Origin of the sequence: Amycolatopsis tolypomycina, from assembly GCF_900105945.1 — a bacterium.
Classification (GTDB): Bacteria; Actinomycetota; Actinomycetes; order Mycobacteriales; family Pseudonocardiaceae; genus Amycolatopsis; species Amycolatopsis tolypomycina.
This window is the reverse complement of the sequence record NZ_FNSO01000004.1, coordinates 5,212,284-5,236,989: the sequence shown is the minus strand read 5'-3', so window position 1 is coordinate 5,236,989 and position 24,706 is coordinate 5,212,284. Positions and strand designations below refer to the sequence as shown.

Sequence of the window (24,706 nt, the reverse complement as noted above, 5' to 3'; positions counted from 1 at the left end):
GAGTCCCAGCGCGCGGATCCGCACCGGTGGGATATGCTGGCGGCCCGTGGGACTTCAGTCACGGGCAACCAAGTACGTCTTTGTCACCGGAGGCGTCGCCTCCTCTCTGGGTAAGGGACTCACGGCTTCCAGCCTGGGTCAGCTCCTTACCGCGCGCGGGCTTCGCGTCACGATGCAGAAGCTCGACCCCTATCTCAACGTCGACCCCGGGACGATGAACCCGTTCCAGCACGGCGAGGTGTTCGTCACCGACGACGGCGCCGAGACCGACCTCGACATCGGCCACTACGAGCGGTTCCTCGACCGCGACCTCGACGGCAAGGCCAACGTCACCACCGGCCAGGTCTACTCCGAGGTCATCGCCAAGGAGCGCCGCGGCGAGTACCTCGGCGACACCGTGCAGGTCATCCCGCACATCACCGACGAGATCAAGGCCCGGATCACCGCGGCCGCCGGGCCCGACGAGACCGGCCAGTCGCCGGACGTCGTCATCACCGAGGTCGGCGGCACGGTCGGCGACATCGAGTCCCTGCCGTTCCTGGAGGCCTGCCGCCAGGTCCGCCACGACGTCGGCCGCGACCAGTGCTTCTTCCTGCACGTCTCGCTGGTGCCGTACCTGGCGCCGTCGGGCGAGCTGAAGACGAAGCCGACCCAGCACTCGGTCGCCGCACTGCGCAACATCGGTATCCAGCCCGACGCGCTGGTCTGCCGGGCCGACCGGGAGATCCCGGAGGACCTCAAGCGCAAGATCGGCCTGATGTGCGACGTCGACACCGAGGCCGTCATCGCCTGCCCGGACGCGCGGTCCATCTACGACATCCCGAAGGTGCTGCACGGCGAGGCGCTCGACGCCTACGTCGTCCGCCGCCTCGGCCTGCCGTTCCGCGACGTCGACTGGACGGTGTGGGGCGACCTGCTCGACCGCGTGCACAACCCCAGCGAGGTCGTGCGGATCGCCGTCGTCGGCAAGTACATCGACCTGCCGGACGCCTACCTGTCGGTCACCGAGGCCCTGCGTGCGGGCGGGTTCGCCCACCGCGCCAAGGTCGAGATCGTCTGGGTCGCCTCCGACGACGCGCAGACCGCGTCCGGCGCGGCGTCCGTGCTGTCCGATGTGGACGGTGTGCTGATCCCGGGCGGGTTCGGCATCCGCGGCATCGAGGGCAAGGTCGGCGCGATCGAGTACGCCCGCACCCGCGGTGTCCCGCTGCTCGGCCTGTGCCTCGGCCTGCAGTGCATGGTCATCGAGGCCGCCCGGCACCTGGCCGGCATCAAGGACGCCGGCTCGTCGGAGTTCGACGAGAACACCAAGCACCCGGTGATCTCGACCATGGCCGACCAGCGCGACGTCGTCGCGGGCGAGCGGGACATGGGCGGCACCATGCGGCTCGGCGCCTACCCGGCGAAGCTCAAGCCGGGCTCGCAGGTCGCCAAGGCCTACGGCGGCACCGAGGTCTCCGAGCGGCACCGGCACCGCTACGAGGTCAACAACGCCTACCGCAAGCAGCTCTCGGACGCGGGCCTGGTGTTCTCCGGCACCTCGCCGGACGACCACCTGGTCGAGTTCGTCGAGCTGCCCGCCGACAAGCACCCGTTCTTCGTCGGCACCCAGGCGCACCCGGAGCTCAAGAGCCGCCCGACCCGGCCGCACCCGCTGTTCAGCGCGTTCGTCAAGGCCGTCGTCGACCGCAAGGTCGCCGAGCGGCTGCCGGTCGAGCTGCCCGAAGCCTCCGTGGCGGCCCGGTGACCGCGCCCGGCGAGCACGAGTTCAGCGTCGCGGCCAGCCGGGACGTCCACATCGGACGGGTCGTCGGCCTGCGCATCGACGACGTCGTGATGCCGGGTGGCGACACCGCGGTCCGCGAGGTGATCGAGCACCTCGGCGCGGTGGCGATCGTCGCACTGGACGAAGACCAGCAGGTCACGCTCATCCACCAGTACCGGCACCCGATCGGGCACCGGCTCTGGGAGCTGCCCGCGGGCCTGATCGACCACCTCGGCGAGGACCCGGTGGGCACGGCTCGCCGGGAGCTCGTCGAAGAGGTCGGCCTGGCCGCGGACGACTGGGTGACCCTGGTCGACGTCGCGGCGTCGCCCGGCTTCACCGACGAGGTCGTCCGGGTCTTCCTGGCCCGCGGACTGTCCGAAGTGGACCGCGAAGTGCTCGGCGAGGAGGAGGCGGACCTGGTCATCCGCAAGTTCCCGCTCACCGAGGCGGTCCGGATGGCCCTGGCCGGCGAGCTCGTCAACGGCGCCACGGTGTCCGGTGTCCTGGCCGCGCACGCGGTGGTCAGCGGCGCGGCCTCCCCGCGGCCGGCTGACGCTCCCTGGGAAGACCGGCCGACGGCGTTCGCCAAGCGCCGCGAGGCCTGACCCGCCCAAGCGCCCCAATGTGGCGTTCGGTGCGTTGGACGCACCGAACGCCACATTGGGTGCGTTGGACGCAACCAACGCCACATTGGGGCGCTTTGGTCAGGGGCGCAGCGGGCGGCCTTCGGCGTCCGTGCCGCCGTTGACCAGCAGCAGGATGCCGTCGATGATCGGCCACAGAATGCCGACGCCGGTGCAGAAGGTGGCGAAGAGCTGGGCCACGCCCAGCCCGGTCTGGCCGGTGTAGAACCGGCCGACGCCGAAGGGCAGCACGATCTGCAGCACCCCGGCCACCGTCTTCGACCGGGGCGAGTACCCCACGGGCATCGGCTGCGCGTACGGCGTCGGCGGCGCGTACGGGCCCGGCCCGTACGTCGGCAGCTGCGTGGTGGGTTGCGCGTACGGCGGCGGCGACATCGGCATCGGCGTTGACGGTGGCCCGAAGAAGCCCGGGTGCGGCGGCGGCAGGTCGCGGAACAGCGGCCGCAGGTCGCCCAGCGTCGTCGCCGCGTAGGCGTCCGTCACCCGCGTCTCGTACTCGTCCGGCGTGATGCGGCCCATGCCGAAGTGATCGGAGAGCAGCCTCGCGGCTTCCTCCCGCTCGGCCGTCCCGATGCGCAGCTCCTCCGACCCCATGGATCCACCGTAACCGCGTGCCGCGGGGAACGGGGTTTCTGCCGGGTCACGACCGCCCGGCGGCCTATGGTGACGGCGTGGCAGCCCCGGGCAGCACCGACGGCGTGATCGCCGCGTACCTCGACCACCTGGTCGTCGAACGCGGGACCGCGCGCAACACCCTGGACAGCTACGCCCGCGACCTGCGCCGGTACGCCGCGCACCTGGACGGCCTGGGCGTCGCGAAGATCGCCGACGTCACGTCCGCGCACGTCACGGCCTTCGGGGCCGCCCTGCGCGAGGGCGACGACGAGCACAAGCCCTTGGCCGCGTCGTCGGCCGCCCGCGCCCTGGTCGCCGTGCGGGGCCTGCACAAGTTCGCGCACGCCGAGGGCCTCACCGAGCACAACCCGGCCCGCGAGGTCCGGCCGCCGACGCCGGCCAAGCGGCTGCCCAAGGCGCTGCCGGTCGACGACGTCCTGCGGCTGCTCGAGACCCCGCCGCCGGACGGCGAGCGCCCGCTGCGCGACCGGGCGCTGCTGGAGGTGCTGTACTCGACCGGGGCGCGGATCTCCGAGGCGGTCGGCCTCGACGTCGACGACGTCGACGACGCCGAGCGCACGGTGCTGCTCGACGGCAAGGGCGGCAAGCAGCGGCTGGTGCCGATCGGCCGTCCCGCGCTCGCCGCGCTGCACGCCTACACCGTCCGCGCCCGCCCGGCGCTCGCCGCGCACGGCCGGGGCACCGCGGCGCTGTTCCTCAACGCCCGCGGCAGCAGGCTGTCGCGGCAGAGCGCGTGGCAGGTCCTCAAGGACACCGCCGAACGGGCGGGCATCACCGCCGCGGTGTCGCCGCACACACTCCGCCACTCCTTCGCCACGCACCTGCTCGAGGGCGGTGCCGATGTCCGCGTCGTCCAGGAACTCCTCGGCCACGCGTCGGTGACGACGACCCAGGTGTACACGCTGGTCACGGTCAACACCCTGCGCGAGGTGTACGCGACGGCGCACCCGCGAGCACTGGGCTAGACGGCCCTATAGAGCGTCAACAGCCTTGCCAGCCTGCACCGACGGTCGAGTGACATTGACCCGTCGAGTCCGGCGCGTTGCTTTGCCGGGGCTCCGACTCCGGACATAGGCTGCGGCGACGCTGACGAACAAGGAGCTTTCGCGCCATGTCGACACCGAACCAGCCGGCCGTCCCGGCCGAGTCCGCCGGGTCGGCGGCGGCGAACCTCAGCCAGGTCACCATCGCGACACCCGCCGACCACGACGGCGACGATCAGCCGGAGCGCAACGGCAAGAAGGTGAAGCTCGAAGGCATCGGGCCGACCGGCCGCCCGATCCGCGAGCACCCCGACCCGGCGCCGCTGGACAAGCACGGCCCGGCCAAGATCATGGCGATGTGCAACCAGAAGGGCGGCGTCGGCAAGACGACGTCGACCATCAACCTGGGGGCCGCCCTCGCCGAGTACGGGCGCAAGGTGCTGCTCGTCGACTTCGACCCGCAGGGCGCGCTCGCCGTCGGCCTCGGCATCCAGCCGCACGAACTGGACCAGACGGTCTACAACGCCATCATGGAGCGCTCGGTCAGCGCCACCGACGTGCTGATGAAGACCCGCGTCGACGGCGTTGACCTGCTGCCGAGCAACATCGACCTGTCCGCCGCCGAGGTCCAGCTCGTCGCCGAGGTAGGGCGCGAGCACACGTTGTTACGGGTCCTGCGTCCGGTCATGAACGACTACGACTATGTTCTTGTCGACTGCCAGCCCTCGCTCGGCCTGCTCACGGTGAACGCGCTGACCGCCGCGGACGGCGTGATCATCCCGCTGGAGTGCGAGTTCTTCAGTCTGCGAGGCGTCGCCCTGCTGATCGACACCATCGAGAAGGTGCAGGAACGCCTCAACCCCAAACTGGACATCGTCGGGATTCTCGCCACCATGTACGACCCGAGAACCCTGCATTCGAAGGAGGTCATGGCTCGCGTGGTGGAGGCATTCGGCGAGACCGTGTTCGACACGGTCATCAACCGCACCGTGCGGTTCCCCGAGACGACGGTCGCGGGTGAGCCGATCACGACCTGGGCGCCCAAGTCGGCCGGCGCGGCGGCGTACCGCCAGTTGGCCCGCGAGGTGATCGCTCGGTGAGCAGGCGCGCCTCCCTGCCCGGAGCGTCGGAACTTTTCCGCATCACGTCCAGCCCCGCTCTCGATCTCCCTCCCCAGGCCCCGCCCGAGCCCGAGCCCGCCGAGAAGGCCAAGCCCGCGGGCAACGGCCGCACCGACCAGCTCGCCCGCAGCGCGGCCCCGCACGGGTCCGGCCGGACCAAGCACGACGCGAAGATCACCGTGTACGTCTCCGGCGAAGAGCTGGTGGCCATGGAGCAGGCCCGGCTGACGCTGCGCGCGAAGCACGACCTGGTCGTCGACCGCGGCCGGCTGGTGCGCGAGGCCGTGGCGGTGCTGCTGGCCGACTTCGACCAGCACGGCGAGGAATCGGTGCTGGTCCAGCGGCTGCGCGTGGTCGGCTCAGACGGCGGCGAAACCGAGGGCTGATGGACGAGCCGGCTGACGCGCCGGAGGCCCCGGAGCCGCATCAGACGGTGCACGGCGGGATGATCCCCGAAGGCGTGAACACCGAGGAACTGAGCACGTCGAAGTTCAAGGTGCGGCTGGCGAACTTCGAGGGTCCGTTCGACCTGCTGCTGCAGCTGATCTCGCAGCACCAGCTCGACGTCACCGAGGTGGCGTTGCACCGGGTCACCGACGACTTCATCGCGTACACGCGCGCGCTCGGCACCGACTGGAACCTCGACGAGACGACGGAGTTCCTCGTCATCGCGGCGACGTTGCTGGACCTGAAGGCGGCGCGGCTGCTGCCGTCGGCCGAGGTGGAGAGCGAAGACGACCTCGCACTGCTCGAAGCCCGCGACCTGCTGTTCGCGCGGATCCTGCAGTACCGCGCGTACAAGCAGGTGGCGGCGTTGTTCGGTGAGCTGGAACAGAACGCGCTGCGCCGCTACCCGCGGTCGGTGGCCCTGGAGGAGCGGTTCGTCGGGCTGCTGCCCGAGGTGATGCTGGGCGTGACACCGCAGAAGTTCGCCGACATCGCGGTGGCGGTGTTCCGCCCGAAGCCGCCGCCGACGGTGTCGATCGCCCACATCCACATGGGCCGCATTTCGGTGCGCGAGCACGCGGCGATCCTGCGGGTGATGCTGGCCGAACGCGGCCAGGCGACGTTCGGCGAGCTGGTCGACGACTGCGAGCACACGGTGGAGATCGTGGCGCGCTTCCTGGCGCTGCTGGAGCTCTACCGCGAGGCGACGGTCCAGTTCGAGCAGAGCGAGGCACTGGCCGAGCTGCACGTCCGCTGGACGGGCGGCACGAAGGAGGAAGCCTCCGCGGCGGCCGAGCTGGACCGCGCGTTCGGAGACGAAGAGGAGTACGGGTGAGCCCGGAGAACAACGAAGCCGCCGAGGCCCCGGTGCCGCCGGCGGAGCTGGCGCTGGACGAGGCCCTGTCCGGCGAGCCGGTCACCGAGGACGGCGACCCGGTGGAGCCCCTCGCATCGGAAGATGCCCCCGCCGAGCCCGACCGGGCACTTTCACGTGAAAGTGGCGGTGCGGAGGCGGAGCTTTCACGTGAAAGCGGCGCGCCCGCCGAGCCCGAGCCCGAGCCTGGCCCGGAGGATCCCGCCTCCGACCTGGTCGCGACCGGGGACACCGACTCCCTGCCGGACGTCACCTCCGACGAGGCCCTCGAAGCCGCGCTCGAGGCGCTTCTCCTCGTCGTCGACTCGCCCGCGAGCGAAGAACTCCTGTCCGACACCCTCGGCCAGCCCAAGTCGCGGATCGTCGTCGCGTTGCGGACCATGGCGCAGAAGTTCACCGACCGGACCTCCGGGATCGACCTGCGGCGCGTCGGCGAAGGGTGGCGGTTCTACACTAGGGACGTCCATGCCCCGTTCGTGGAGAAGCTCCTGCTGGACGGCCAGCGGTCGAAGCTGACCCGGGCCGCGCTGGAGAGCCTCGCCGTGATCGCGTACCGGCAGCCGGTGACCCGCGCGCGGGTTGCCGCGGTGCGGGGCGTGAACGTGGACGGCGTGATCCGGACGCTGCTCGCGCGCGGCCTCATCGAAGAGATGGGGACCGATCCCGAGACGACCGGCACGCTGTACGTGACGACCGAGCTGTTCCTGGAGCGACTGGGGCTGTCGTCACTGAACGACCTGCCGCCCATCGCTCCGTTGCTACCCGAAGTGGACACCATCGATGACATCCAGTGAACACCCCGACGGCGTCCGGCTGCAGAAGGTGCTGTCGCAGGCCGGGGTCGCCTCCCGGCGCGCGGCGGAGGACCTGATCGTCGCCGGCCGGGTCGAGGTGGACGGCGAGGTCGTCACCGAGCTGGGCCGCCGCGTCGACCCGGACTCCGCGATCATCCACGTCGACGGCACCCGGGTGAACCTGCGCGACGACCTCATCTACCTCGCTCTGAACAAGCCCAAGGGCGTGCACTCGACGATGTCGGACGACCGCGGCCGCCCCTGCGTCGGCGACTACCTGCGCGGCCGCTACGAGGAGACGCCCGGCGTCGTGCACGTCGGCCGGCTCGACGAGAACACCGAGGGCCTGCTGCTGCTGACCAACGACGGCGACCTCGGCCACCGGCTGATGCACCCGTCGTACCGGGTGCTCAAGACCTACCTCGCCGAGGTCGACGGCCTGGTGCCGCGCGGGCTCGGCAAGGAGCTGCGCAAGGGCTGGGAGCTGCCGGACGGCATCGTCAAGGTCGACCAGTTCCGGGTCAAGGACATGCACTCCGGCAAGTCGCTGGTCGAGCTGGTGATCCACGAGGGCAAGAAGCACATCGTGCGCCGCCTGCTCAAGGACACCGGCCACCCGGTGCTCAAGCTGGTCCGCACCGCGGTCGGCGACGTCCAGCTCGGCAACCAGCGCGTCGGCTCGATCCGCCGCCTGACGAAGACCGAGGTGGGCGCGCTCTACCGGAACGTCGAGCTCTGAGACGCTTTTCGGGGGTCCGGGTGGCGAAGCCCCCGGCCCGGGGCGAAGCCACGGTTGTCACAGTTCCGACTTTCCGCCGTGGTGCGACCGGCACGCTGCTGCCAGCGTGAGGGTATGCGAACCGGTCTGGTACTGCTCGCGCTCATCCTCCTTCCGACGTTCGCGCCCGGGGCGGCCCACGCGGCGCCCCGGGCCAGCGAACCGGTCTACGACTACGCGAAGGCGGTCCGCGAGACCGTCTGGGTCGACATCGGCCGTGACGGCGACGGCGACGGCCGCGCCGATCGGGTCGCCGCCGACATCGTCCGGCCGAGTGAACCGACGTCACGCGTTCCGGTGATCATGGACGCCAGCCCCTACTACTCGTGCTGCGGGCGCGGCAACGAGAGCGAACTGAAGTCCTATGACGGCGCCGGGAAACCGGTGAAGTTCCCGCTGTTCTACGACAACTACTTCGTGCCGCGGGGCTACGCCGTGGTGCTGGTCGACCTGGCCGGGACGAACCGCTCGGCCGGCTGCGCGGACGTCGGCGGTGCCTCGGACGTCGGCTCCGCGCGCAAGGTCGTCGACTGGCTGAACGGCCGGGCCACCGGCTACAGCGCGAAGACCGGCGGCAGCGCGGTGACCGCGAGCTGGAGCACCGGGAACGTCGGCATGATCGGCAAGTCCTACGACGGCACGATCGCCAACGGCGTCGCGGCGACCGGGGTCGCGGGCCTCAAGACCATCGTCCCGATCGCGGCGATCAGCTCCTGGTACGACTACTACCGCTCCGACGGCGCCACCTTCGGCTTCAACCCGGACGGGCTCGCGCGCACGGTCGAAGCGCGCAACGGCGGGCAGAACTGCACCGCGCAGAACCAGGCGCTGGCCGCCGGCGCGACCGCGAACGGCGACTACGGGCCGCTGTGGGCGGACCGGGACTACGTCACCAGGGCCGGCAACGTGCGGGCCAGCGTGCTGCTGTCCCACGGCGTCAACGACCTCAACGTCAAGACCATCCACTTCGGACAGTGGTGGAACGCGCTGAACGTCGAGAAGAAGATCTGGCTGGCGCAGACCGGGCACGTCGACCCGTTCGACTACCGGCGGGCGGACTGGGTGGACCTGCTGCACCGGTGGTTCGACCACTACCTGCTCGGCATCGACAACGGCGTCCAGAACGGGCCGCAGGCCAGCGTCGAGCGGCAGCCGGACCAGTGGGCCGACCAGAGCGCGTACCCGGCGGCCGGGGCGATCGCGACGACCCTGCGGCCCGGGCCGTCCGGCACCCTGGGCACGGCTCCGACGTCCGGGACGGCGTCGTTCACCGACAACCCGAGCCTGGGCGAGGACACCTGGGTGACGAACCCGGGAAGCGCCGCGCTGAGCTACTCGACCGGGGCGCTGACCTCGGACGTGCAGGTCTCCGGCACGACTTCGGTGACCGTGACGGCGACGCCGGGCACGTCGTCAGCGCGGGTCTCGGCCCTGCTCGTCGACCTCGGCCCGGCGACCATCCGCAACTTCGCCGGCAGCGGCGAGGGCATCAAGACGGGGACGACCGAAAACTGCTGGGGCTCGTCGACCTCCGGCGACGACGCCTGCTACCGGATCACCTCCGCGGACGTGAAGAAGGTGAGCTACACGATCCTCAGCCGCGGCTGGGCGGACCTGGCGAACTACGCATCCCTTGCGCAGGAACGGCCGTTGACACCCGGGACGGCGTACACGATGACGTTCCGGCTGGCTTCGACGGACCACATCGTGCCCCGCGGTCACGCTTTGGCGCTGATCATCGGCGGCACGGACGGCAGCTTCATCCGCGGCCCCGCCCAGCCGGGCCGGGTGACGCTGGACCTGGCCCGGACGTCGGCGTCGGTGCCGATCGCGGGCGTGGTGCCCGCGGCCACGACCCACCCGGCGCTCGACACGAGCGCGTTCGTGCCGTCGGCGGGCCGGGCGGACCTGCGCTAGTCGTACTCGCGGGAGACCACGTCGACGCGGCCGGTGGCGTGGTCGGCCCGCACGGTGTCCAGCCCCATCCGGTCCAGCTCGGCGATGGTGGCCGCGTGCGTGCTCGTGTTCAGGGCGAGCAGGCCTGCCTGCGGGCGGTCCCCGGCCGGGAGCATGGCCGCCATCAGCCGGTCCGCCGACGGCGAAGGCAGTTCCTCGTCGACCGCCATGTGCACCATCAGGTGCTCGATCCCGGAGTCGAGCCACCGCGCCTGCGAGACCCACACCGTGCGCACCGCCGGGAACTCGCGGATCCGCTCGACCGCGGCGTCCCGCAACGCCACCGCTGCCGGGTGTCGCGACCAGGTGAGCTTCATCCGTTCGCCGCCGGCGTCCCGGCCGCGCTGCTGCAGCGTCCGCCGCAGCAGCGCAACCGGCACGCGGGCCCAGCCGCCCGCCGAGAACAGCACCAGGATCTCGACCTCCGTCTGGGTGGCGATGTCCAGCAGCTGCAGCACGTCGCAGCGAACGGTGCCGTCGGCCGCGGGCAGCAGGTCCGCGCGGCACTCCTCGCTGACGTAGCCCGGCAGGGCCGGGCTGCCGTCCTCGTTCTGCAGGAACACCACCGAGCCGTTCGCCGCCACCGGGACGTACACGCCGTGGTCGGCCAACGCCGCCAGCATGGCGTCGTGGTCGTCGGAGGAGCTGTCGAGCAGGCCGGCCAAGGCCGTGTTCGCGGTCATCGCGTCAGTTTGCCTCGGCCGGTGCCGTCCGCGCGGCCGTTTTCCGTTGCAACGCCCGGGCGATCGGCTCCACGACCCGCGCCGCCGTCGGGCCGAGGATCGCCATCAGCAGGACGTACGCCGTGGCCAGCGCGGCCAGCTCGCCGGTGACCGCGCCCGCCGTCACCGCCAGTCCGGCGATGACGATCGAGAACTCGCCCCGGGCGACCAACGCCGCGCCCGCCCGCGCTCGGCCCAGTTTCCCGATGCCCTGGCGGCGGGCCGCCCACCAGCCGGTGACGACCTTCGTCAGCGTCGTGATCACGGCGAGCACCACCGCCCAGCCGAGCACCGGCGGGATCGACGCGGGGTTCGTGTTGAGCCCGAAGACCACGAAGAACACCGCGGCGAACAGGTCGCGCAACGGCTCCAGCATGTGCGTCGCGTTCTCCGCCGTCGAGCCCGAGATCGCGATGCCGAGCAGGAACGCGCCGACCGCGGCCGACACCTGCATCGCCGAGGCCAGCCCGGCCACCAGCAGTGCCGCGCCGAGGACCTTGAGCAGGAACACCTCGCGGTCGGGGCTGTCGACCGCCGCGGAGACGTACCGGCCGAACTTGAGCGCGACCACCAGCACCACGGTGATCACCAGCAGCGAGATGCCGACGGCCTCCAGGCCGCCGAGCAGGGAGACACCACCCAGCACCGCGGTGAGGATCGGCAGGTAGAGCGCCATCGCGAGGTCCTCGAACACGAGGATCGACAGCACCACCGGCGTTTCGCGGTTGCCGAGCCTGCCCAGGTCGCCGAGCACCTTGGCGACGATGCCGGACGACGAGATGTACGTGACGCCGGCCATCACCATCGCGCCGACCGGGCCCCAGCCCAGCAGCAGCGCGACGGCGGCGCCGGGGGCCGCGTTGAGGACGATGTCGAGCAGGCCGGCCGTCCACGAGCGGCGCAGCCCGGTGAACAGCTCGGCGGCGGAGTACTCGAGGCCGAGCAGGAGCAGCAGCAGCACGACGCCGATCTCGCTGGCCAGGTGCGTGAAGCCGCCGATGTCGGTCAGCGGGATCAGGCCGCCCTGGCCGAAGCAGAGGCCGCCGAGCAGGTAGAGCGGGATGGGGGAGAGGCCGATCTTGCCGGCCAGGCGCCCGAGCACGCCCAGCCCGAAGAAGACCGCCCCCAGTTCGATCAGGGACAGCGCGGTGTGGTCCATCGGCCGCTCAGCCGTACTTGAGGATCTTGGCGGCGGCTTCGAGGCCCTCGCTCGTGCCGACCGCGACCAGCAGGTCGCCCCCGGTGAACGTGAAGTCCGGCGTCGGCGACGGGTGCACCTGGCCTGCCCGCGCCACCGCGACCACGGAGACGCCGGTGCGGGTGCGCATCGCGGTGTCGCCGAGCGTCCGGCCGTCGAACGGGCCGGACGGCTTGATCGGCAGCTGCCGCGTGCTGATCCCCGGCAGGTCGCGGTGCTCCTCGGTGAGCTGCGCGACCAGCTGCGGCGCGCCGAGCAGGTTGGCCAGCGCGCCTGCCTCGTCCGCGGTGAGCGGGATCGAGGCGGCGCAGGCATCGGGATCGTCCGATTTGGACACGATCAGCTCGATGTGGCCGTCCCGCTGGGTGACGACGCCGATGCGGCGGCCGGTACGGGTGGCGAAGTCCTTGCGGACCCCGATTCCGGGCAGGGGAGTTACTTCGACGTTCACCCAACCACCGTAACCCACGTGTCCGATTCGCGCGGTCAGCCGAGCAGGAGCAGCAGCGCGGCGACGACCATCACAGCGCTGGTGAGGCCGTGGACGCCGAAGGCGATGGCCTTCTTTCCCCGGTGGCGCAGGACGATCAGCATGTCGAAGAGCGGCCAGACGGCCCCGGCGAGCATGACCCAGCCCAGCGCGTGCGGATCGCCGTAGATCATCAGCGCCAGCGGGATCAGGCCGGCCCCGATGTCACGGCCACCCTTGACGTTCAAGAAGGTCTCGGCGTTCGCGGGAACGTCGGTGAACCCGAAGCCCGCGGCGATCTTCGCCGGCGCGAAGAGGTAGTTGAGGCCGATGTAGATGATGCCGAGCGCGACGATCGCGGTGAGGACGTAGCCGGTGACGAGCATGGGTGTTCCCTCCAGATTTCTAGCATCGCTAGGATTGCTAGCAACGCTAACCTAGCGGCGCTAGTTTGTCTAGCGGTGCTAGCATGTGACCCATGACCCAGGGACAACGGCGTGTACGCGACCGGACCGAGCGAGCGCAGCGGATCGTCACGGCGGCCCGGGAACTGGCCGAGGCGGAGGGCTGGGACGCGGTCACCACGAGGAAGCTGGCCGCCCTGATCGAGTACAGCCAGCCGGTGCTGTACAGCCACTTCCCCGACGGCAAGGACGCAATCATGGCGGCCGCCGCCCTGGAGGGCTTCGCCGAACTGGCCGCGGCACTGGCCGAAGCGCGCGAAGGCGGTATCGCCGGCATCGCGGCCGCGTACGTCGCCTTCGCCGAGGCGAAACCGGCGCTCTACGACGCGATGTTCACGCTCGCGTCCGAGCTGCGCTTCGCCCAGGACGACACCCCCGAGGTGATGAAGGCGAACTTCGCGGAGCTGCTCGGGGTCATCGAGCCGGTGGCGGGTCGGCAGGACGCGGGCGTGCTGACGGAGGTGTTCTGGAGCACGTTGCACGGGCTGGTGACGCTGGACCGGGGCCATCGGCTGTCGCCGGAGAACCGTGACGAGCGCCTCGCGCTGGTGGTGGCGCGCTTCGGAGCACATCAAGAGCGTTCCTTGACAAGCCCAACCGCCGACTGAAGAGCGGCGAGGACGAGGGGCGGGGGAGGCCTGGTGATCTCGTGCCCGGCTTGCGTTGTTGGCCGCCGATTTCCGCTACCTGCCGCCGCCGGTTGCCGTGGCCCTGCCGGCCGCCGGTTCCCGCGCCCTCCCGGCCACCAGTTCCCGCGCCCCTCCATGACCATCGCCGCCGGGTGCGGGCCGACTGATCTCCTCCCTACCCCAACCGGCAGAATGGACCCGGTCAGGACTGGACGAGAACGCGAGGAGAGTGCCGGTGACGGGAGCCCTACGTGGTGTGGTCGCGCTGGACGGCCCGTCGGGGACCGGGAAGACCACCGTCGCCCGCAAGCTCGCCCAGCGCCTCGGGGCCGGCTACCTCGACACCGGTGCCATGTACCGGATGGTCACCCTCGCCGTGCTGCGTGCCGGTGTCGATCCGGGCGATGCCGCCGGTGTTGCCGCCGTTGCCGATCGGGCCGAGTTCACCATCGGGACCAGCCCTGATCGGCCCGAGATCCGGCTGGCCGGCGAAGACGTCGCCGCCGACATTCGTGGGCCCGAGGTCACCAAGGCGGTTTCGCCCGTCTCGGCCGTCCCGCACGTGCGGGAACTGCTGGTCGCCCGGCAGCGGGAGATCATCGACGAGGTCGTCGGGCACCGTGGCGGGATCGTCGTCGAAGGCCGGGACATCGGCACCGTCGTCGCGCCGGACTCGCCCCTCAAGGTCTTCCTCACCGCGTCGGCCGACGTTCGCGCCTCCCGTCGCAGCACGCAGGACACCGCGGCCGGGCGGCAGTCGTCGGTCGCCGATGCGCTGGCCAGCGTCGAACGCCGTGACCACCTCGACTCGACCCGTGCCACCTCGCCGCTTCGCGCGGCCGAGGACGCCGTGGACGTCGACACCTCCGAGCTGTCGATCGACCAGGTGATCGTCGCCTTGAGCGAGCTGGCCAGCCACCGCGGCCTGCTGGCGGGGTGCAAAGAAGAAGTCGCGCGATGACCGCTGACGGACTCCCCGAGGGATCCGTCGGCAGGCTCCACGACGCCGGGCGGGTCTTCGCCCGGTACTATCTGCGCTCGGCCTTCCGCATCCGGGTGCACGGCCGCGAGCGCGTCCCCGCCACCGGGCCGCTGCTCGTGATCGCCAACCACAGCTCCATGATCGAGCCGCAGCTGATCTTCGGAATGCTTCCGCGGCGTTCGGCGTTCCTGGTCAAGGCCGAGATGTTCGGCGGGATCGTCGGCAAGTTCATGCTGGCGATCGGGCAGATCCCGCTCAAGCGCGGCGAGATCGACCGCAAGCCGCTGCTGACCGCGGTCGGCGTCCTGAAACACGGCGGAGTCGTCGGGATCTTCCCCGAAGGCACGCGCGGGACAGGGGACGTCGGCGCGGCCGAACGCGGCGCGGCCTGGCTGGTCCGGGCCTCCGGCGCGACCGTGCTCCCGGTCGCGACGCGGGGCACGCTCAAGCCTGCCGACGGCAAGCGACGGTTCCGGCCACGGGTGGACATCCTCGTGGGCGAGCCGTTCACGCCACAGGTCGGACCCGGGAAAACCGGGCTCGACCAGGGCACCGAAGAGCTGCGCGGTGAGCTCGCGGCGCTCGTGAAGACTTTGGACGACTGGCGTGCCGAACACGGATTCGGCGCGGTATAAGGGAAATTAGGTAGTCATGGAAGAGCTTGACAGCGTCGGCGAAGTCGACGGCACCTGGTCCGACGAGACCGAATTCGCCGCGCTCGACGCGCAGATCGAGGCGGCGGAAGCGGCCGAGGAAGCCGCGCTCGGGCAGCCGGTGCTCGCCGTCGTCGGCCGGCCCAACGTGGGCAAGTCGACGCTGGTCAACCGCATCCTCGGCCGGCGCGAAGCCGTCGTGCAGGACGTCCCCGGCGTGACCCGCGACCGCGTCGCCTACGACGCCTACTGGGGCGGGCGGCGGTTCACCCTGGTCGACACGGGCGGCTGGGAGCCGGACGCGACCGGGCTCCAGGCCTCCGTCGCCGCCCAGGCTGAACTGGCCATGCAGACCGCGGACGCCGTGCTGCTCGTCATCGACGCCACGGTCGGCGCGACCGCGACCGACGAAGCCGTCTCCAAGGTGCTGCGCCGCTCGAAGAAGCCGGTGCTGCTGGCCGCGAACAAGGTCGACGACGACCGGCTGCTCGCGGACACCGCGTCGCTGTGGTCGCTCGGCCTCGGCGAGCCGCACCCGGTCAGCGCGCTGCACGGCCGCAGCTCCGGCGACCTGCTCGACGCCATCCTCAAGGCCCTGCCGGAGTCGCCGCGCGAGGGCGGCGCCGTGACGTCGGGGCCGCGGCGCGTCGCGCTGGTCGGCAAGCCGAACGTCGGCAAGTCGAGCCTGCTGAACAAGCTGTCCGGCGAGGAGCGCTCGGTCGTCGACTCGGTGGCAGGCACCACCGTCGACCCGGTCGACTCGCTGGTCGAGCTGGACGGCGAGACCTGGCGGTTCGTGGACACCGCGGGCCTGCGCAAGCGCGTCAACTTCGCCGCGGGCGCCGAGTACTACGCGTCGCTGCGCACCAAGACCGCGATCGACGCGGCCGAGGTCGCGATCGTGCTGCTGGACGCGGCCGAGCCGCTGTCCGAGCAGGACCTGCGGGTGCTGACCATGGTCGTCGAGGCCGGCCGGGCCTGCGTGCTGGCGTTCAACAAGTGGGACCTGGTCGACGAGGACCGCCGCCACGCGATGGTCCGCGAACTGGACCGCGGCCTGGTCCGCGTGCCGTGGGCGGAGAAGGTCAACATCTCGGCGCTGACCGGCCGCTCGGTGCGCAAGCTCGCGCCGGCCCTGCGGACGGCGTTGAAGTCGTGGGACCAGCGAGTGCCGACCGGCCAGCTCAACGCGTGGCTGTCCGACCTGATCGCGGCCACCCCGCCGCCGGTCCGCTCGGGCAAGCAGCCGAAGGTCCTGTTCGCGACCCAGGCCGGCATCCGCCCGCCGACGCTGGTGCTGTTCACCACGGGCTTCCTCGAGGCGGGTTACCGCCGGTTCATCGAGCGCAAGTTCCGCGAGCAGTTCGGCTTCACCGGCAGCCCCGTCCGGGTGAACGTCCGGGTCCGGGAGAAGAAGGCGAAGCCGAAGGTCGGCGGGAAGGCCGCCCGGACCCGGTGAGCGATTCCCCGTAACTCGCGTGATCAGGGACGTAACTCGCGTGATTGGGGCCGGAACTGGCGAGTTACGGCCCCAATCACGCGAGTTCCGGCTTCAATCACGCGAGGTGCGAGCTGGATCACGCTGGTCACGGCGATGATCGTGAGGTCCGACACGCGAGCGTGACCCTGTGGATATCTTTTGGTGATCCGCGGGTATGGTGGAAGGTCGTTGCGGGCGCCTCAACCGGAGAGCTAGCCCGGTTGAGGCTCCCGAAAGGTGAGTGGTGGGCTTGCGCGCCCATGGTTCGTCCCTGCACGTCTTCGGCACGGTCGAGGTGCACGCCTGATGACCGTCACGATCGAACCCACGGGTGCCACGCCCGAAGTCACGCTCGCCCCGGTCGCCGACCGCGCGCTGTTCTGGTCCGGCCTGGGCGCCGGTGAGCGCACCCTCCTCGACGTCCTCGCCGCCACCGCCGAGCGGCACCCGAACGCCGCCGCGATCGACGACGGCACCACCACCCTCACCTACCGCCGGCTGCTCGACGAGATCGACGGCTACGGGCGCCGCCTCCGCGGCTACGGCGTCGGCCTCGGCGACCGCGTCGGCATCCGGATCTCCTCCGGCACCGCCGAGCTGTACATCGCCATCCTCGCCACCCTGTCCGTCGGGGCCGCGTACGTGCCGGTCGACGCCGACGACCCGGACGAGCGCGCCGAGCTGGTCTTCGAAGAGGCCCAGGTCGCGGCGGTCGCCACCGACGGCAAGATCAACGTCCACTCCACGCCCGGTGGCCGCGAAGGCCGTCCCGGCCCGGCCGACGACGCGTGGATCATCTTCACCTCCGGCTCGACCGGCAAGCCCAAGGGTGTCGCGGTCACCCACGCGAGTGCCGCCGCCTTCGTCGACGCCGAAGCCGAGCTCTTCCTCACCGACGAGCCCATCGGCCCCGGCGACCGCGTCCTGGCCGGGCTGAGCGTCGCCTTCGACGCCTCCTGCGAAGAGATGTGGCTGGCCTGGCGCCACGGCGCCTGCCTGGTGCCCGCGCCCCGCGCGCTGGTCCGCACCGGCGTCGACCTCGGCCCGTGGCTGGTCGCGCAGCGCATCACCGTCGTCTCCACCGTGCCGACGCTGGCCGCGCTGTGGCCCGCCGACGCCCTGGAAGACGTCCGTTTGCTCATCTTCGGCGGCGAGGCCTGCCCGCCGGAGCTGGCCGAGCGCGTCGCCGTCGAAGGCCGCGAAGTCTGGAACACCTACGGCCCGACCGAAGCCACCGTCGTCGCCTGCGCCGCGCAGCTGACCGGCGAAGGCCCGGTCCGCATCGGCCTGCCGCTCGTCGGATGGCAGCTGGCCGTGGTCAACGACGAGGGCGAGCCGGTCGCCATGGGCGAGACCGGCGAGCTGGTCATCGGCGGCGTCGGCCTGGCCCGCTACCTCGACGCGGCCAAGGACGCCGAGAAGTTCGCGCCGCTGCCGTCGCTGGGCTGGCAGCGCGCCTACCGCTCCGGCGACATGGTCCGCGCCGAAGAGGAAGGCCTGCTGTTCCTCGGCCGCCTCGACGAGCAGGTCAAGCTCGGCGGCCGCCGCATCGAGCTGGGCGAGGTCGACGCCGCGCTGCAGGCCCTGCCGGGCGTGCAGGGCGCGGCCGCCGCGATCCGCCGCACGAAGGCCGGCAACCAGGTCCTCGTCGGGTACGTCGTCCCTTCGGGCGAGGGCTTCGACCATGACCAGGCCGCGACGCGCCTGCGTGAGCAGCTGCCCGCCGCGCTCGTGCCGCTGCTCGCCGTCGTCGACGACCTGCCGACGCGCACCTCCGGCAAGGTCGACCGCAACGCCCTCCCGTGGCCACTGTCCACAGTGGAGGCGTCCGGGCTGACCCCGACCGAGACGTGGCTCGCCGAAGGCTGGGCCGAGATCCTCGGCGTGTCGGTCGACAGCCCGAAGGCCGACTTCTTCACCCACGGCGGCGGCAGCCTGACCGCCGCGCAGGTGGTCGCCCGCATCCGCACCCGGCACCCGCAGGTGTCGGTCGCCGACATCTACGCCCACCCCAAGCTGGGCGCGCTCGCCGCGATGCTGGACGCGCTGAGCGGGCAGGCCACCGAACGCCGGGACATCGCGCCGACGAAACGCCGCGCCGGTGTCATCCAGACGCTGCTGATGGCTCCGCTGATGGGCCTGGTCGGCCTGCGCTGGGCGACGCTCGCCGCCGCGCTGTCGAACGTGCTGTCCCTGCTTGGGTTCGCCTGGGCGCCGACGCTGGGCTGGGCCTGGATCGGCCTGGCCTGGATGGTGCTGTTCAGCCCGGCGGGCCGGATCGCGATCGCCGCCGGTGGCGCGCGCGTGCTGCTCTCAGGTGTGCGTCCGGGCACCTACCCGCGCGGCGGCAGTGTCCACTTGCGACTGTGGACGGCCGAGAAGCTCGCCGAGTTCTCCGGTGCGGACAGCGTGGCCGGCGCGTCCTGGATGACGACGTACGCGAAGGCGCTCGGCGCGCGGATCGGCAAGGGTGTCGACCTGCACTCGCCGCCGCCGGTCACCGGCTTCCTCAAGCTGGGCCGCGGCGCCGCGATCGAGCCCGAGGTCGACCTGTCCGGCCACTGGGTCGACGGCGACGTCGTGCACATCGGCAAGGTCCGCGTGGGCGCGGAAGCCCGCATCGGCGCGCGCAGCACGCTGTTCCCGGGTGTCCGCATCGGCAAGGGCGCGGAGATCGCGGCCGGCTCGACCGTCCGCGGCGCCGTCCCGGCCGGGCAGCGCTGGGCCGGTTCGCCCGCCACCCGCGTCGGCAAGGACGAGCGCGACGCGCTGAAGTGGCCGTCGAGCCGCCCGCCGCGGTCGCACTTCTGGGCTGCCGTCTACGGCGCGACCTCCCTGGCGCTGGGCTTCCTGCCCGGCGTGGCCGCGCTGGCCGGGGTCGCCGTGCTCGGCTACGGGATCGCCGGCGCCCCGACGTTGCTGGATGCCTTCACCCGCGCGATGATCTTCGTCCCGGTCGCGACCGTGGCGTACTTCGCCGCGTACATGCTGCTCGTGCTGGCCGGGGTCCGGTCGCTGAGCATCGGCATGGTCGAGGGCTACCACCCGGTGCACGGCCGCGTCGCCTGGCAGGTCTGGGCCACCGAGCGGCTGATGAGCATGGCCCGCGAAGGCCTGTTCCCGCTGTACGCCAGCCTGTTCACGCCGGTGTGGCTGCGGCTGCTCGGCGCGAAGGTGGGCCGCAACGTCGAGGCGTCGACCGTGCTGGCGCTGCCGAAGATGACCAAGGTCGACAGCGGCGCGTTCCTGGCCGACGACACGATGGTCGCCACCTACGAGCTCGGCCACGGCTGGCTGCACGTCGCCCCGGCGCGGATCGGCAAGCAGGCCTTCCTCGGCAACTCGGGGATGACCGCGCCCGGCCGTTCGGTGCCGAAGCGCGGCCTCGTCGGCGTCCTGTCGTCGACGCCGCTGAAGGCGAAGAAGGGCTCGTCGTACCTCGGCATGCCGCCGCTGCCGGTCCGCCGCGCGGTCGGCGAGGCCGACACGAGCCGCACCTACACCCCGGCGCTGCACCTCAAGGCGGCGCGGGCGCTGGTGGAGCTGTGCCGGATCATCCCGGTCATGTGCGGCGTCGCGCTGACCGTCGTCGTCGCCTTCGGCCTGCTGTGGACGGCGTCGGCGTTCGGCTTCGGTGTCGCCGCGCTGCTGGCCGGGCCGGCCCTGCTGGCCGCCGGGATCGTCGCCGCGCTGACGGCGACGGTGATGAAGTGGCTGCTGGTCGGCAAGTTCCGCGAGATCGACCACCCGCTGTGGAGCTCCTTCGTCTGGCGCAACGAACTGGCCGACACCTTCGTCGAGGCCCTCGCGGTGCCGTGGCTGATCGGCTCGATCGGCGGCACCCCGCTGCTGACCGCGTGGCTGCGCACGATGGGCGTCAAGATCGGCCGCGGAGTCTGGCTGGAGACGTACTGGCTGCCCGAAGCGGACCTGGTGTCGCTGGGCGACGGCGCGACGATCAACCGCGGCTGCGTCGTGCAGACGCACCTGTTCCACGACCGGATCATGAGCATGTCGCGGGTGACCCTCGGCGAGGGCGCGACGCTCGGCCCGCACGGCATCGTGCTGCCGGGCGCGGGCATCGGCGCGCGCACGACGGTCGGCCCCGGCTCGCTGGTGACCCGCGGCGACGAGGTGCCCGCCGACACCCGCTGGCTGGGCAACCCGATCTCCGCGTGGCCCGGTAAGTAACGAAAGCAGGACCAGGCGCGCCGGACTCACCCGTCCGTGCGAGCCTGGTTCCAGCACGCACGACGAAAGGTTCGCCACGGGTGATTTCGAAGGCTCCCGCTCCCGGCGCGGACACCTCCGGCGACCCCTACCTGCCCGCGCACGGCAACGGCGGCTACCGGACCCGGCACTACGACCTGACTCTCGACTACAAGGTCGCGCCGAACCGGCTTTCGGCGTCGGCGGTGATCACCGCGGAGGCGACACAGGCGCTTTCCCGCGTCAGCCTCGACTTCGGCGAGTTCCGGATCAACCGGGTGCTGGTCGACGGCAAGGCCGCCAAGTACCTCAAGCGCGGGGTGAAGCTGCACGTCAAGCCGGCGAAGTCGATCCCGGCGGGCGCGGCGTTCACCGTCGAGGTGCACTACGTCGGCAACCCGCGCCCGGTGGGCAGCCGCTGGGGTGACGTCGGCTGGGACGAGCTGACCGACGGCGCGCTGGTGGCCAGCCAGCCGGTCGGGGCGCCGTCGTGGTTCCCGTGCAACGACCACCCGTCGGACAAGGCGGCGTACCGGGTGAGCGTGACGACGGCGTCGCCGTACCTGGTCGCGGTCACCGGCACCCTGGTCGAGCGCTCGACGTCGGCGAGCACGACGCGCTGGGTGTTCGAGCGCCCGGAACCGACGGCGACGTACCTGATGAGCGTCCAGATCGGCCGCTACGACGACATCGAGCTGACCGGCCGCGGCTGGGGCTCGCCCACCGGCCTGGGTTCGCGCCTGCTGAGCCTCGGCTTCGGGCAGGGCCGCGTCGAGTCGGTCACGCCGACCGTGCCCCAGCACGCGGCGGTGCCCCCGCGGCTGCGCCGCGCGTTCGAGCGGGATTTCGGCCGGCAGGGCCGGATGATGGAGTTCCTGCAACGCCTGTTCGGCCCGTACCCGTTCGCCGAGTACGCCATCGTCGTGACGGACGACGACCTCGACGACCCGATCGAGGCCCAGGGCATGGCGATTTTCGGCGCCAACCACGTCGACGGCCGCCGCACCCACGAGCGGCTCGTGCTGCACGAACTGGCCCACCAGTGGTTCGGCAACAGCCTGACGGTGGCGGACTGGCGCCACATCTGGCTGAACGAGGGCTTCGCAACGTACGCGGAGTGGCTGTGGTCGGAGGAGATCGGCGGGCCGTCGGCGTCCGCGCTGGCTGCGAGCTGGCACGCGCGGATCAAGGCCAAGCCGGCGGACGTGCGGATCGCCGACCCCGGGGTGGCCCGGATGTTCGACGAGCGGGTGTACAAGCGTGGTGGGTTGACGCTGCACGCGCTGCGGGCGGAACTCGGGGATCGGGCGTTCTTCGCGTTGCTGAAGTCGTGGGCGGGGGAGCACCGGCACGGGCTGGTCACGACAGATCTGTTCGTGGCGGCCGCGGAGGTGCAGGCCGGGCGGCCGCTGGGGGCGTTCTTCACTCGGTGGCTGCACACACCGGCGCTGCCGCCGCTTCCCTGATTCATCCGATGTCTCTGCCGCTGTCCGGGTGAACATCCCTGGCATTTTGGGCTGCCCTCTGCAAGTATGGCCGGACGCCGCCGCATGATCTCGCCGAAACGTAGTATGAATTCGGAGGATGCTTCATGGACTCTGTGTCCAGGCGGACGGTGCTTCGCTCTGCCTCGGTCCTGGCCGGGGCCGCCGCCTTCGGGGGTTTGTGGTCCCAAGCCGCCCCGCCCGCGCTCGCGAACGCCAAGCCGCACCGCGAGGTCGCCCAAGACGCTCGGATGCTCTGGCGGCGGCTGCCGAAGAGCTGGCGGGACGGTCCGTTCCTCGCCAACGGCTACCTCGGCGTCCAGGTCTACGCCGGCAAAACGCCGGAAACCCTCAAGTTCATGCTGAGCCACACCCAGGTGCAGGACCAGCGCATCCAGTGGGAAGCCGGCATCGGGCTGTCCCGCCTGCCCATCGGCTACCTGACGCTCACCCTGGCCGGCGCGATCACCGCCGTCGACTGGACGCTCGACCTCTACAACGCCGAGCTCGGTGGCACCATCACCACCACGCAGGGCTCGGTCGCCTTCTCCGCCGTCGTGCACAACGACCTCGGTGTCCTGCTCGTCTCGCTGACGCCGAGCGCGGGGGAAACGCAAGCCGCCTGGGGGTTCCAGCCGCTCGAATCCGCCACCACCCGGACCGTCCGCAAGCCGCCCGAGTACGTTGCCAACCCGGCGCCCGAGACCGGTGACGGCTACTGCGCGCAGCCCATGCTCGCCGGTGGCGGGTACACCACCGCGTGGCAGGAACGCGCCATCGGCACGCGACGGCTGTTCGCCGCCACCGTCGCCTACAGCTTTCCGGGCACCACGCACACCTCCGACGCGCGCAACGCGGTGCGGAAAGCGCTTGCCACGAACCCGGACGCGCTGCTGGCCCGGCACCGCCGCTGGTGGAACGACTACCACCGGCGCAGCTTCGTCTCCGTGCCCGACAAGCAGGTGCAGCGCTTCTACTGGATCCAGCTGTACAAGATCGCCGCCGCCACCCGCGCGGACGGGCCGGTCGTGTCCGAATGGGGGCCGTGGTTCCCCGAGGTCGGCAACAGCTGGACTGCCGTCTGGTGGAACCTCAACGTCCAGGTCACCTACCCGATCGTCAACAGCACCAACCACCCCGAACTCGACGCCGTCACCGAGACCTTCCGGCGCGACCACGCGAACCTCGAGGTGTCCGTCCCGCCCGCGTACCGCGACGGCGACACCTACGCCCTGTCGCACCCGGGCGACTGGCGGCTGCGCCCCGGCGGCACGCGCTCGGTGGGTGTCCCGGGGACGACGTCCAAGACCGACCAGACCGGGAACCTGTTGTGGGGCCTGCACAACGTCTGGCTGGCCTACCGTCACCACATGGACAAGCGCGTGCTGCGCGACGTCCTGTACCCGACGCTGGCCAAGGCGCTGAACTTCTACCGCCACTTCCTGTTCACCGGCCCGGACGGGGCCCTGCACCTGCCGCTGACCCGGTCGCCGGAGTACGCCGACGCGCCGGACTGCACCTACGACCTGTCGCTGATCCGGTGGGCGGCCCGCACGCTCGTCGACACCGCCCGGATCCTCCGCCTGGACGAACCGCGGGTGCCGATCTGGCGGGAAATCAGCGCGAAACTCGTTCCATACCACGAGGATCCCGCGAACGGCGTGCTGATCGGCGACGGCGTCCCCCTCGCCGCGTCGCACCGGCACTTCTCGCACCTGTTGTGGCTGTACCCGCTGCGGGAGAAGGTCTGGGACGCACCCGGCGACCGGGACGTCATGACCCGCACCTTCACCCACTGGGCCGCCGACCAGACGGCGTGGCACGGCTACAGCTACGCGGCCGCGTCGTCGATGAACTCGGTGATGGACGCGCCCGAAGAAGCGTTGCGGTACCTGAAGTTCTTCCTCGACCGGAACGTCGTCGCCGACACCGAGCTGACCGCCAACACGATGTACCGCGAGGGCTCCAACTTCGCGATCGAGAGCCCGATCACCGCGGCCCAGTCCGTGGTGGACATGCTGATGCAGGGCTCCGGCGGCGTGCTCAAGGTCTTCCCGTCGGTGTCGGCGACCTGGCGCGACGCCTCGATCGCCGGGCTGCGCGCGGAAGGCGCGTTCCTCGTGGACGCCTCCCGTCGCGGCGGCACGACCGAGTTCGTCCGCGTGCACAGCGAGGCCGGCGAGCCCCTGTTGCTGCAACACGGCGTCGCCGGGGACGTCGACGTCCGCGACGAGCACGGCCGTCGGCTGCCGTGGCGCGCGGCCGGGCCCGGGCGGATCGCGATCGGGCTGCGGCGTGGCGGCACCGCCGTCGTCACCCCGCGGGGCGGCCGGGCGGACTTCGCGCTGCGGGACGTCCCCGCGCTCGGTCCCGCGCCGGCGTGGGGCCTGCCGAGCTGAACCGGAGCTTTCGACG

General features: G+C 71.5%; 21 protein-coding genes. 16 read left to right on the top strand and 5 right to left on the bottom strand.

The window, feature by feature from the left end:
* Positions 1-46 precede the first annotated feature (46 nt).
* Positions 47-1,747: a CTP synthase gene (locus BLW76_RS33475; protein ID WP_091315026.1), complete on the top strand. Its 1,701-nt coding sequence runs from the start codon at positions 47-49 to the stop codon at positions 1,745-1,747.
* Positions 1,744-2,373, top strand: a complete 630-nt coding sequence (locus tag BLW76_RS33470) for an NUDIX domain-containing protein (protein WP_091315024.1) — start codon at positions 1,744-1,746, stop codon at positions 2,371-2,373. The genes BLW76_RS33475 and BLW76_RS33470 overlap by 4 nt, the downstream gene beginning before the upstream one ends.
* A gap of 99 nt (positions 2,374-2,472) precedes the next feature.
* Here BLW76_RS33470 and BLW76_RS33465 read toward each other — a convergent pair whose 3' ends face one another.
* Positions 2,473-3,006: a DUF1707 domain-containing protein gene (locus BLW76_RS33465; protein WP_091315021.1), complete on the bottom strand. Its 534-nt coding sequence runs from the start codon at positions 3,004-3,006 to the stop codon at positions 2,473-2,475.
* A gap of 104 nt (positions 3,007-3,110) precedes the next feature.
* Here BLW76_RS33465 and xerD point away from each other — a divergent pair, with 104 nt between their 5' ends.
* From xerD to BLW76_RS33430, 7 genes are all read left to right on the top strand, one after another.
* Positions 3,111-4,013: a site-specific tyrosine recombinase XerD gene (xerD, locus tag BLW76_RS33460; protein WP_091320190.1), complete on the top strand. Its 903-nt coding sequence runs from the start codon at positions 3,111-3,113 to the stop codon at positions 4,011-4,013.
* A gap of 146 nt (positions 4,014-4,159) precedes the next feature.
* Positions 4,160-5,131: a ParA family protein gene (locus BLW76_RS33455; RefSeq protein WP_091315020.1), complete on the top strand. Its 972-nt coding sequence runs from the start codon at positions 4,160-4,162 to the stop codon at positions 5,129-5,131.
* Positions 5,128-5,538 carry a cobyrinic acid a,c-diamide synthase gene (locus tag BLW76_RS33450; RefSeq protein ID WP_091315017.1) on the top strand — a complete coding sequence of 137 codons (411 nt, stop codon included), beginning with the start codon at positions 5,128-5,130 and terminating at the stop codon, positions 5,536-5,538. Before BLW76_RS33455 ends, BLW76_RS33450 begins: the two co-directional genes overlap by 4 nt.
* Complete coding sequence (locus BLW76_RS33445) at positions 5,538-6,434, top strand: segregation and condensation protein A (RefSeq protein ID WP_091315015.1); 897 nt, start codon at positions 5,538-5,540, stop codon at positions 6,432-6,434. Before BLW76_RS33450 ends, BLW76_RS33445 begins: the two co-directional genes overlap by 1 nt.
* Positions 6,431-7,267, top strand: a complete 837-nt coding sequence (gene scpB / locus BLW76_RS33440) for an SMC-Scp complex subunit ScpB (RefSeq protein ID WP_091315012.1) — start codon at positions 6,431-6,433, stop codon at positions 7,265-7,267. Before BLW76_RS33445 ends, scpB begins: the two co-directional genes overlap by 4 nt.
* The gene (locus BLW76_RS33435; RefSeq protein ID WP_091315010.1) at positions 7,254-8,006 is read left to right on the top strand and encodes a pseudouridine synthase; all 753 of its coding nucleotides are present in this window, start codon (positions 7,254-7,256) and stop codon (positions 8,004-8,006) included. The genes scpB and BLW76_RS33435 overlap by 14 nt, the downstream gene beginning before the upstream one ends.
* Before the next feature lie 114 nt (positions 8,007-8,120).
* A complete protein-coding gene (locus tag BLW76_RS33430; protein WP_091315007.1) occupies positions 8,121-9,962 on the top strand; it encodes a Xaa-Pro dipeptidyl-peptidase in 1,842 nt (613 codons plus the stop codon).
* Here the strand turns inward: BLW76_RS33430 and BLW76_RS33425 are convergent.
* From BLW76_RS33425 to BLW76_RS33410, 4 genes are read right to left on the bottom strand one after another with little or no spacing between them, the layout of a single operon-like run.
* Positions 9,959-10,684, bottom strand: a complete 726-nt coding sequence (locus BLW76_RS33425; protein WP_091315005.1) for a hypothetical protein — start codon at positions 10,682-10,684, stop codon at positions 9,959-9,961. The genes BLW76_RS33430 and BLW76_RS33425 overlap by 4 nt on opposite strands.
* Positions 10,685-10,688: 4 nt before the next feature.
* A complete protein-coding gene (locus BLW76_RS33420) occupies positions 10,689-11,882 on the bottom strand; it encodes a cation:proton antiporter (RefSeq protein ID WP_091315002.1) in 1,194 nt (397 codons plus the stop codon).
* Between the two features lie 7 nt (positions 11,883-11,889).
* Positions 11,890-12,372: a cation:proton antiporter regulatory subunit gene (locus BLW76_RS33415; RefSeq protein ID WP_167384818.1), complete on the bottom strand. Its 483-nt coding sequence runs from the start codon at positions 12,370-12,372 to the stop codon at positions 11,890-11,892.
* Between the two features lie 35 nt (positions 12,373-12,407).
* Positions 12,408-12,776, bottom strand: a complete 369-nt coding sequence (locus BLW76_RS33410; protein ID WP_091314996.1) for a DUF4267 domain-containing protein — start codon at positions 12,774-12,776, stop codon at positions 12,408-12,410.
* A gap of 92 nt (positions 12,777-12,868) precedes the next feature.
* Between BLW76_RS33410 and BLW76_RS33405 the strand changes: the two genes are divergently transcribed.
* The 7 genes from BLW76_RS33405 to BLW76_RS33375 all read left to right on the top strand — a co-directional run bounded on the left by BLW76_RS33405 (position 12,869) and on the right by BLW76_RS33375 (position 24,690).
* Entirely contained in the window at positions 12,869-13,462 is a 594-nt protein-coding gene (locus BLW76_RS33405) for a TetR/AcrR family transcriptional regulator (protein WP_091314993.1), read from the top strand.
* 277 nt (positions 13,463-13,739) lie between these two features.
* The gene (gene cmk, locus BLW76_RS33400; protein ID WP_091314990.1) at positions 13,740-14,444 is read left to right on the top strand and encodes a (d)CMP kinase; all 705 of its coding nucleotides are present in this window, start codon (positions 13,740-13,742) and stop codon (positions 14,442-14,444) included.
* Positions 14,441-15,100: a lysophospholipid acyltransferase family protein gene (locus BLW76_RS33395; RefSeq protein WP_208613445.1), complete on the top strand. Its 660-nt coding sequence runs from the start codon at positions 14,441-14,443 to the stop codon at positions 15,098-15,100. The genes cmk and BLW76_RS33395 overlap by 4 nt, the downstream gene beginning before the upstream one ends.
* Before the next feature lie 16 nt (positions 15,101-15,116).
* Positions 15,117-16,577 carry a ribosome biogenesis GTPase Der gene (gene der, locus BLW76_RS33390; RefSeq protein WP_091314985.1) on the top strand — a complete coding sequence of 487 codons (1,461 nt, stop codon included), beginning with the start codon at positions 15,117-15,119 and terminating at the stop codon, positions 16,575-16,577.
* A gap of 327 nt (positions 16,578-16,904) precedes the next feature.
* Entirely contained in the window at positions 16,905-20,789 is a 3,885-nt protein-coding gene (locus tag BLW76_RS33385) for a Pls/PosA family non-ribosomal peptide synthetase (RefSeq protein WP_091314982.1), read from the top strand.
* Positions 20,790-20,869: 80 nt separating this feature from the next.
* Positions 20,870-22,273, top strand: coding sequence for a M1 family metallopeptidase (locus BLW76_RS33380; RefSeq protein WP_091314980.1), 1,404 nt, complete (start codon positions 20,870-20,872; stop codon positions 22,271-22,273).
* A gap of 125 nt (positions 22,274-22,398) precedes the next feature.
* A complete protein-coding gene (locus BLW76_RS33375) occupies positions 22,399-24,690 on the top strand; it encodes a glycosyl hydrolase family 95 catalytic domain-containing protein (protein ID WP_091314977.1) in 2,292 nt (763 codons plus the stop codon).
* Positions 24,691-24,706 lie beyond the last annotated feature (16 nt).

Coding starts and splice junctions, on each gene's coding strand:
- BLW76_RS33420 (WP_091315002.1), bottom strand. CDS start 11,882: ATGGACCACACCGCGCTGTCCCTGATCGAACTGGGGGCGGTCTTCTTC.
- BLW76_RS33445 (WP_091315015.1), top strand. CDS start 5,538: ATGGACGAGCCGGCTGACGCGCCGGAGGCCCCGGAGCCGCATCAGACG.
- BLW76_RS33435 (WP_091315010.1), top strand. CDS start 7,254: ATGACATCCAGTGAACACCCCGACGGCGTCCGGCTGCAGAAGGTGCTG.
- BLW76_RS33425 (WP_091315005.1), bottom strand. CDS start 10,684: ATGACCGCGAACACGGCCTTGGCCGGCCTGCTCGACAGCTCCTCCGAC.
- BLW76_RS33375 (WP_091314977.1), top strand. CDS start 22,399: ATGGACTCTGTGTCCAGGCGGACGGTGCTTCGCTCTGCCTCGGTCCTG.
- BLW76_RS33395 (WP_208613445.1), top strand. CDS start 14,441: ATGACCGCTGACGGACTCCCCGAGGGATCCGTCGGCAGGCTCCACGAC.
- BLW76_RS33410 (WP_091314996.1), bottom strand. CDS start 12,776: ATGCTCGTCACCGGCTACGTCCTCACCGCGATCGTCGCGCTCGGCATC.
- BLW76_RS33385 (WP_091314982.1), top strand. CDS start 16,905: ATGACCGTCACGATCGAACCCACGGGTGCCACGCCCGAAGTCACGCTC.
- BLW76_RS33430 (WP_091315007.1), top strand. CDS start 8,121: ATGCGAACCGGTCTGGTACTGCTCGCGCTCATCCTCCTTCCGACGTTC.
- BLW76_RS33405 (WP_091314993.1), top strand. CDS start 12,869: ATGACCCAGGGACAACGGCGTGTACGCGACCGGACCGAGCGAGCGCAG.
- BLW76_RS33465 (WP_091315021.1), bottom strand. CDS start 3,006: ATGGGGTCGGAGGAGCTGCGCATCGGGACGGCCGAGCGGGAGGAAGCC.
- BLW76_RS33455 (WP_091315020.1), top strand. CDS start 4,160: ATGTCGACACCGAACCAGCCGGCCGTCCCGGCCGAGTCCGCCGGGTCG.
- der (WP_091314985.1), top strand. CDS start 15,117: ATGGAAGAGCTTGACAGCGTCGGCGAAGTCGACGGCACCTGGTCCGAC.